This is a genomic window from Nocardia wallacei (assembly GCF_029869545.1).
Taxonomy (GTDB): domain Bacteria; phylum Actinomycetota; class Actinomycetes; order Mycobacteriales; family Mycobacteriaceae; genus Nocardia; species Nocardia wallacei_A.
Map to the genome: position 1 here is coordinate 1 of NZ_JARWQD010000195.1, position 7,596 is coordinate 7,596.

The 7,596-nt window shown below is 68.8% G+C and carries 7 protein-coding genes, 1 tRNA gene and 1 pseudogene; 4 read left to right on the forward strand and 5 right to left on the reverse strand.

Going from position 1 to position 7,596, the window contains the following annotated elements:
• Positions 1–122: 122 nt before the first annotated feature.
• The 3 genes and pseudogenes from QH290_RS15965 to egtD all read left to right on the forward strand — a co-directional run.
• Positions 123–926, forward strand: a pseudogene (locus QH290_RS15965) (SUMF1/EgtB/PvdO family nonheme iron enzyme); the annotation flags it as partial.
• Positions 926–1,783, forward strand: a complete 858-nt coding sequence (gene egtC, locus QH290_RS15970) for an ergothioneine biosynthesis protein EgtC (RefSeq protein WP_280383626.1) — start codon at positions 926–928, stop codon at positions 1,781–1,783. The pseudogene QH290_RS15965 and the gene egtC, both read left to right, overlap by 1 nt.
• The gene (egtD, locus tag QH290_RS15975) at positions 1,780–2,751 is read left to right on the forward strand and encodes an L-histidine N(alpha)-methyltransferase (RefSeq protein WP_280383629.1); all 972 of its coding nucleotides are present in this window, start codon (positions 1,780–1,782) and stop codon (positions 2,749–2,751) included. The genes egtC and egtD overlap by 4 nt, the downstream gene beginning before the upstream one ends.
• A gap of 44 nt (positions 2,752–2,795) precedes the next feature.
• On the opposite strand, the gene QH290_RS15980 is transcribed toward egtD, so the two are convergent.
• From QH290_RS15980 to QH290_RS16000, 5 genes are all read right to left on the reverse strand, one after another.
• Positions 2,796–3,440 carry a DUF2461 domain-containing protein gene (locus tag QH290_RS15980; protein ID WP_280261832.1) on the reverse strand — a complete coding sequence of 215 codons (645 nt, stop codon included), beginning with the start codon at positions 3,438–3,440 and terminating at the stop codon, positions 2,796–2,798.
• Positions 3,441–3,497: 57 nt separating this feature from the next.
• The gene (locus tag QH290_RS15985; RefSeq protein WP_280261834.1) at positions 3,498–3,815 is read right to left on the reverse strand and encodes a hypothetical protein; all 318 of its coding nucleotides are present in this window, start codon (positions 3,813–3,815) and stop codon (positions 3,498–3,500) included.
• Between the two features lie 303 nt (positions 3,816–4,118).
• Entirely contained in the window at positions 4,119–5,099 is a 981-nt protein-coding gene (locus tag QH290_RS15990; RefSeq protein ID WP_068020876.1) for a ribose-phosphate diphosphokinase, read from the reverse strand.
• On the reverse strand, positions 5,096–6,586 hold the full coding sequence (gene glmU / locus QH290_RS15995) for a bifunctional UDP-N-acetylglucosamine diphosphorylase/glucosamine-1-phosphate N-acetyltransferase GlmU (RefSeq protein WP_280383631.1): 1,491 nt from the start codon (positions 6,584–6,586) through the stop codon (positions 5,096–5,098). Before glmU ends, QH290_RS15990 begins: the two co-directional genes overlap by 4 nt.
• Before the next feature lie 109 nt (positions 6,587–6,695).
• Positions 6,696–6,766: transfer RNA gene (locus QH290_RS16000), tRNA-Gln, on the reverse strand.
• Between the two features lie 263 nt (positions 6,767–7,029).
• Here QH290_RS16000 and QH290_RS16005 point away from each other — a divergent pair.
• On the forward strand, positions 7,030–7,596 hold a 567-nt coding region (locus QH290_RS16005; protein WP_280383633.1), incomplete at its 3' end, for a TetR/AcrR family transcriptional regulator.

A 7,596-nucleotide genomic window follows, 5' to 3' on the forward strand; every position in this document is an offset into this window, starting at 1 on the left:
GGTGGGGTAACTCCCCCAACCCCTCGGCCCCCACCCCCCCTCCTTGGCGCCCCCCCCAGCCGTTCGGGGGGGGGGCGGGGTTTTTTGGGGGGCTCCCCCCCCCAAAACCACGGGTGGCAGTCTCCGGCGAAGTCGTCGTTCCCGCAGGCGAATTCACGATGGGCACCTCGACCGACCCGTGGGCGCTGGACAACGAGCGGCCCGCGCATCCGGTGTACGTGCCCGGCTTCGCGATCGATGCCGCGCCGGTGACGAACGCGCAGTATCAGGAATTCATCGCCGACGGCGGGTACGAGCGGCCCGAACTGTGGTCCGAGCGCGGGTGGGCGCACCGGCGCGAGGCCGATCTCACCGCGCCGCAGTTCTGGGAACGTGACGGCGGAAATCGTTGGTGGCGACGGGTTTTCGGAACCATGGAACCGGTCCGGCCGCACCAGCCGGTGGTGCATGTGTGCTGGTTCGAGGCCGAGGCATTCGCGACGTGGGCCGGTAAGCGCCTGCCCACCGAGGCCGAGTGGGAGAAGGCGGCGCGGTTCGATCCGGCCGCCGGGCGGGTCCGGCGCTATCCCTGGGGCGATGCCGATCCCACCGAATCCACGGCCAACCTCGGCCAACGGCATCTGGAACCGGCCGATGTCGGCGCGTATCCGGCGGGTGCGTCCCCGGCGGGTGTGCATCAGCTGATCGGCGACGTCTGGGAGTGGACGTCCTCGGGTTTCGAGGCCTATCCGGGTTTCGAGGCGTTCCCGTATCGCGAATACTCCGAGGTCTTCTTCGGGGGCGACTACAAGATGCTGCGCGGCGGCAGTTTCGGCACGGATCCGGTCGCGTGTCGCGGCACCTTCCGCAACTGGGACCATCCGATCCGCCGCCAGATCTTCTCCGGTTTCCGCCTGGCCCGCGACCTGCGTCCGGACGAGCGCTGATGTGCCGTCATCTCGGCTACCTCGGCCCGCCCGCCCCCGTCGGTGACTTGCTCACGCGCGGCACGCATTCCCTGCGCGCCCAGGCATGGGCACCACGGGATATGCGCGGTGGCGGCACGATCAACGCCGACGGATTCGGCGTCGCCTGGTGGGTGCCCACGGAGGTGCAAGCACCCGACGGCAATGGCGCACACCCACCGGCAGACCGCGACGCCCCGGCCGCCAGCAGGTACCGCAACGCCGCGCCCATCTGGACCGACCCGGCGGTGGACGAGGTGTTGCCACAGTTGCGGTCGGCGGCGGTGCTGGGGGCGGTGCGTTCGGCGACGGTCGGCATGCCGGTGGAGCGGTCGGCCTGTGCGCCGTTCACCCACGGGCGCTGGGCATTCAGCCATAACGGTGTCGTCCAGGACTGGAGGCGGGTGCTCACCGCCGTTGCCACCGGCTTCGGATCGCCCTCGTTGCTGGAGGCCGAGGCCCGCACCGATTCCGCCGCGCTGTGGGTGATTCTGCGCGGCCTGCTGGAACCGGCCGGAGTCTCATATGCGCCAGAAGCGCTTGTGCGACAGTCGGATCCGGCGATCGCACTGCGTCGGCTGGCGGGTGCCGTGCTGGAGCGGGCACCCCGGGCGCGGCTGAACCTGCTGCTCGGCGATGGCGAAACCCTCTGGGCCACCACCGCGTACCACTCGCTGTCGGTGCTGGTCACCGACGAGATCGCGGTGGTGGCCTCCGAACCCTACGACGACGATCCGCGATGGCAGCCCGTCGCGGACCGGCAGCTGGTGACGGCGCGGCCCGGTCACCTGACTGTCGCCTCCCTGCACTCCGACGAATCCGAAAGGGCGCGTACATGACCGCACCGACGCTGGAGATCCACCTGACCGACGACGACCTCACCGCGGCGCTGCGGTCGGACGCCCGGCTCGGCCTGTCCGCGACCCCGAAGTGGCTGCCGCCCAAGTGGTTCTACGATGCCCGGGGCAGCGAACTGTTCGAGGCCATCACCCAGCTGCCCGAGTACTACCCGACCCGGACCGAGCGGGCCCTGCTGGAGCGGGTGGTCGGCGAGATCGCCCGCATCGCCCAGGCCGAGGTGCTGGTCGAACTGGGGGCGGGCTCGGCCGCCAAGACCAGGCTCCTACTCGAGGCGCTGAGCAGCGAGGGCCCGCTGAAAACCTATGTCCCCCAGGATGTCTCGGTATCGGCCCTGCGGGGTGCCGCCGAACAGGTCGGCGCCGAATTCCCCGGGCTGGCCGTGCACGGGGTGGTCAGCGATTTCACCGACACCCTGCACAATCTGCCGCGCGGTGGTCGCCGCATGATCGCCTTCCTGGGGGGCACCCTGGGCAATCTGGTCCCGGCCGAGCGCGCCGAATTCCTGTCGAGCATCCGGGATGTGCTGGAACCGGGGGAGCAGTTGCTGCTCGGCGCGGGCCTGGTGATCGATCCCGCCGTGCTGGTCCCGGCCTACGACGACGCCGCCGGTGTCACCGCGGAATTCAATCGAAATGTGCTGTCCGTGCTGAACTCCCGGCTGCGCGCGGACTTCGATCCGCAGGGCTTCCGGCACGTGGCGCTGTGGGACGCGCGAAACGAGTGGATCGAGATGCGTCTCGAGGCCACGCGCGAGATGACCGCGACGGTCGCCGACCTCGACCTCACCGTGCATTTCGACGAGGGCGAGCAGATGCGCACGGAAATCTCCGCCAAGTTCCGGATCGACGGCCTCACCGCCGAATTGGCCGCGGCCGGATTCGACACCGAACAGGTGTGGACCGACCCGGACGACCGCTTCGCCCTGGTGCTGGCGGCCCGCGGTTAACAGCACGCTCCGCTACCTCATTCCCGGCATGCTTTTGGCCGGGATCAGCGCGGAAGTTCCCCCACCACCGCGCCCAGCCACTCCACCACGGGCCGCATGGTCTCCCAGGACTTGCGGACCTCCTTGGCTACACGCGGGGTCTCCAGCCAGTCGGGGGCGCCGAACTCCTTGCTGACCGACAGCGACTTGTGCCGCAGCAGGTCGATGCGCGGGTGGTCGGCGGGGTATCCCTTGGGGCGGGTCTTGAGCTTGTCGCCGCCGAGGGCAAAACCCGCCTTCTGCACCGCGGCGAGAATCTTCTCCAGCTCGGCACCGCGCACCTCGTCGTCGATCGTGGTGCGCAGGCGGGCGAGCTGGTCGGGTGAGACCGAGTACAGGCCACCGGCCACGAACAATCCGGGCGCGCCGATCTGGACATACCAGCCCACGCCGGGCGCGGTGTGGACCACGGCGCCCTGGTGATTCTTGTACGGGGACTTGTCCTTGGAGAACCGCACGTCACGATGCGGCCGGAAGATCTTGGCGGCCCCGAAGTCGGGCTCCAGCTCGGCGACCAGCGCGGCCATCGGCGCCTTCACGGCCTCGTCGTAGACGTGCTTGTTGGCGGTCCAGAATGCCTTCGAATTGTCGGCCTCGAGATCTTCGTAGAAGTCCAGCCCCGCGACCGGGAACCCCGCGAACGTACTCATGCCGCAAACCTAACGCGGGGTGCCGACGAATTCTCCACCCGCCCGTGCCCGCTCCGCTCAATCCCTGGGTTCGTCGCGGACCTCGATGGCGGCCACCTCGGCCGGGCGCTCGTCCTCCGCGCGCTCCTCGTCGCGACGGCGGCGGCGCGTCCACTCCTGATCGAGTTCGCGGGCGATGCCCAGGCGGCCGGTGTCCTCGTTCTCGTGATAGCGAATCACCAGGTCGTCCGGTGGGTCGGTGATGTAGCGCTCGTACTCGCGAACCTCGTCGGCCTGGTCGTCCTCGCCCATGTCGTAGTCCAGGTCTTCGCGGTCGTCGTCGCCCATCTCGAACACCTCGTCCATCAACCGGTTGTCGTCGGGTGTCTCGGCCATGGTGCCCACCTCTCTTGCAGGCCAGCTCACCGGCAGCAAACCCCCGTGAGCTACCTCCAACGCTACCGCCGATGGGGTGCGAAGTGCGAGAACGAGAGGGTTCCCGGCCAAAAGCACGCCGGGAATGAGGAGGTCGGCATGCCGGGAGGAGGTCGGTATGCCGGGGAGTGAGGAGGTCGGCATGCCGAGAGGTGGTCGGTATGCCGGGAGTGGGGAGGTCGGCATGCCGGAACGACAGGTTTCGTCCCGTCATTCCGGCGTGCGGAGTGCCCCCGTCATTTCCGGCGTGCTTTTGGCCGGAATCTAGGCGGAGCCGTTGAACAGGCCCGTTACCGAGCCGTTCTCGAAGACCTCGCGGATGGTGCGGGCCAGCAGGGGGGCGATGGTCAGCACCGTCAGCGACGGGAACTTCTTGTCCTCGGTGATCGGCAGCGTGTTGGTGACGATCACCTCTCGGGCGCCGCAGGCCGACAGGCGCTCGGCCGCCGGGTTGGACAGCACGCCGTGGGTGGCGGCGATGACCACGTCACCGGCCCCGGCCTCGCGCAGCACGCGCACGGCCTCGGCGATGGTGCCACCCGTGTCGATCATGTCGTCGATCAGGATGCAGGTGCGGCCGTCGACATCACCGACCGGGCGGTGCGATTTGACCTGGTTGGGCACCAGCGGGTCGCGGGTCTTGTGGATGAACGCCACGGGGGCGCCGCCCAGCGAGTCGGCCCACTTCTCGGCGACCTTCACGCGGCCCGCGTCCGGCGAGACGACGGTGATGTTGTCGAGGGTGTAGTGCTGGCGCACGTACTCCGACAGCTGCACCAGCGCGTGCATGTGGTCGACCGGGCCGTCGAAGAAGCCCTGGATCTGGTCGGTGTGCAGGTCGACGGTGATGATCCGGTCCGCACCGGCGGTCTTGAGCAGATCGGCGACCAGGCGGGCGGAGATGGGCTCGCGGCCGCGGTGCTTCTTGTCCTGGCGGGCGTAGGGATAGAACGGCAGCACCGAGGTGATGCGCTTGGCGGAGCCCCGCTTGAGCGCGTCGAGCATGATGAGATGTTCCATCAGCCACTCGTTCAGCGGGGCCGGGAAGCTCTGCAGCACAAAGGCGTCCGAGCCGCGCACCGATTCCTCGAACCGGACGAACGTCTCTCCGTTGGCGAAGTCGCGGGCGGTTTGCGGGGTGATGGGGACGTCGAGTTCCTTCGCAACCTGCTCGGACAACTCGGGGTGAGCGCGCCCCGAGAACAGCATCAGGTTCTTGTGGTTATCGGTCGAGAACGCGGTCACTCTTTGTTGCCATCCTTTTGCTCGGTTGCTTGACTCGCCCTGTCATCGGCCGCGATTGCGTCCGCCGCCGCCTGCGCCGCAGCGGTCCCGGGTCGGTTCCGCTGCACCCAGCCCTCGATATTGCGCTGTGCCCCGCCCGACACCGCCAATGCGCCCGGGGGGACGTTTCTACGCAGCACAGTACCCGCTCCGGTATAGGCTCCGTCACCCACCGTCACAGGTGCGACGAACATATTGTCGCTGCCCGTCTTCACGTGCGAACCGATGACGGTGTGGTGCTTGTTCACGCCGTCGTAGTTGACGAACACGCTGGACGCGCCGATGTTGCTGTACTCGCCGATGGTCGCGTCGCCGACGTAGGTCAGGTGCGGGACCTTCGTGTGCGCGCCGATGCTGGCGTTCTTGGTTTCGACGAAGGCTCCGAGCTTGCCGGAGACGCCCACGACGGTCCCCGGGCGCAGGTAGGCGAACGGCCCGATGTTCGCGCCGGGGCCGATGGTGGCGCCCCGGCCGTGCGTGCGCACCACCGCGGCGCCCTCGCCGACCACCACATCGGTGAGCGTCGAGTCGGGCCCGATCTCGGCGTCCTCACCGATGACGGTATTGCCCAGCAGCTGCACACCCGGCCGCAGCACCGCGTCGCGGCCGATCCGCACCCCGGCGTCCACCCACGTGGTGGCCGGATCGATCACGGTGACCCCGGCCCGCATGTGCCGTTCGAGGATGTAGCGGTTGAAGATGCGGGCGGCCTCGGCCATCTGCACTCGGTCGTTGACCCCGCTCACCTTGGCCGCGTCGACCAGGCGGGCGCCGTGCACCGGATGCCCGCCCTCGCGCGCGAGCTTCAGCACATCGGTGAGATACAGCTCGTGCTGGGCGTTGGCGGTGGTGAGGCGGGTGATCATGGCGCGCAGCACCGCCACGTCGAAAACGTAGACCCCGGAATTGACCTCGGTGACGGCGGCCTGCTCGGGGGTGGCATCGGCGTGCTCGACGATCTCGAGCACATGGCCGTCGGCGTCGCGGACGATGCGGCCGTAGCCGTTGGGATCGTCGGGTTCGAAGGTCAGCACGGTGACCGCGGAGCGCTGCGGATAGCTGCGGTGCTCGGCGACCAGCGCGGACAGGGTGTCGCCGTCCAGCAGCGGGACGTCGGCGGAGGTCACCAGCAGATCACCGGCGAACTCCTCGGGCAGCGCCGCCAGCGCGCACTGCACCGCGTGCCCGGTGCCGAGCTGCTGCTCCTGCACCGCCGGTGTGATCTCGCGACCCAGTTCCGCCGCAACGGAATTCATCGCGGCGCCCACCTGCTCGCGATCGTGCCCGATCACGGTGACGAGGTAGGCGGGGTCGATCTCGTTCGCCGCATGCAGCGCGTGTGCGAGCATGCTGCGTCCGGCCAGCGAATGCAGCACCTTCGGCGTCTTGGACCGCATTCGAGTTCCGGCACCGGCGGCGAGAACGACGACGGCGGTCTGCTGTGGCATGGATCTCCCTCGGCTGCCTGTCCTCGTGTGGGCTGTCCTCGGTCCTGTCGGACACTGCCGACCGACCATAGTCGCCGGGTCGGCCGATCTCGATCACCGCGCCCCCGAGCTCCGCCGCCAGGACTCGAACCTGGACTAACTGAACCAAAATCAGTGGTGCTGCCATTACACTACGGCGGATTGTCGCACCGGCGGACCCTCGGATCCATCGCTGCGCCACGGCACGCGGGAATGATCCTCGCATGCCGAGGCCGTTCCGTCGAACTGCTCCGCCCAGCACACGTTTCGCAAGTCCCCGTCGGCGGGCGTGATGGCCGGGAACCGCCACCCGGGGAGTTGCGGCCGACGGGGCGTCTGGAAGAGTTATCGGTCGATCGGGACGGGATTCGCAGGGAGGCGGAGCGATGACTGCGAGTGAGGCGAGTCGGCCACCGCGCCCCCGCATGACCGGAACCCAGCGGCGCCAGCAGCTGATCGAGATCGGCCGCGCGCTGTTCGCCGAGCGCGGCTACGACGCCACCTCCATCGAGGAGATCGCCCAGCGCGCCCAGGTCTCCAAACCCGTTGTGTACGAACACTTCGGCGGCAAGGAGGGCCTGTACGCCGTGGTCGTCGACCGGGAGATGTCGACGCTGCTGGACATGATCACCTCCTCGCTGACGCAGAATCGGTCGCGGGTGCGGCTCGAGCAGGTGGCACTGGCGTTGCTGACCTACATGGAGGAGCGCACCGACGGGTTCCGCATCCTGATGCGCGACCAGCCGGTGTCCGCGGCCGAGGGCACCTATTCGAGCCTGCTGAACGAGGCGGTCAATCAGGTGGCCCATATTCTCGGCGGCGATTTCGAACGGCGCGGGTTCGACACCAGCCTCGCCACGCTCTACGCGCAGGCGCTGGTCGGGATGGTGGCGACGGCCGCGACCTGGTGGCTGGACGAGGGGCAACCCGCCAAGGAGGGGGGTGGCGCGCACCAGGTGGAGCCGTGGTGGTACGGTCTCACCCAACAGGAG

Bases quoted from the DNA above. Each gene is read 5' to 3' on its own strand.
- egtC (WP_280383626.1), top strand. From the start codon at position 926: ATGTGCCGTCATCTCGGCTACCTCGGCCCGCCCGCCCCCGTCGGTGAC.
- egtD (WP_280383629.1), top strand. From the start codon at position 1,780: ATGACCGCACCGACGCTGGAGATCCACCTGACCGACGACGACCTCACC.
- QH290_RS15980 (WP_280261832.1), bottom strand. From the start codon at position 3,440: ATGAGTACGTTCGCGGGGTTCCCGGTCGCGGGGCTGGACTTCTACGAA.
- QH290_RS15985 (WP_280261834.1), bottom strand. From the start codon at position 3,815: ATGGCCGAGACACCCGACGACAACCGGTTGATGGACGAGGTGTTCGAG.
- glmU (WP_280383631.1), bottom strand. From the start codon at position 6,586: ATGCCACAGCAGACCGCCGTCGTCGTTCTCGCCGCCGGTGCCGGAACT.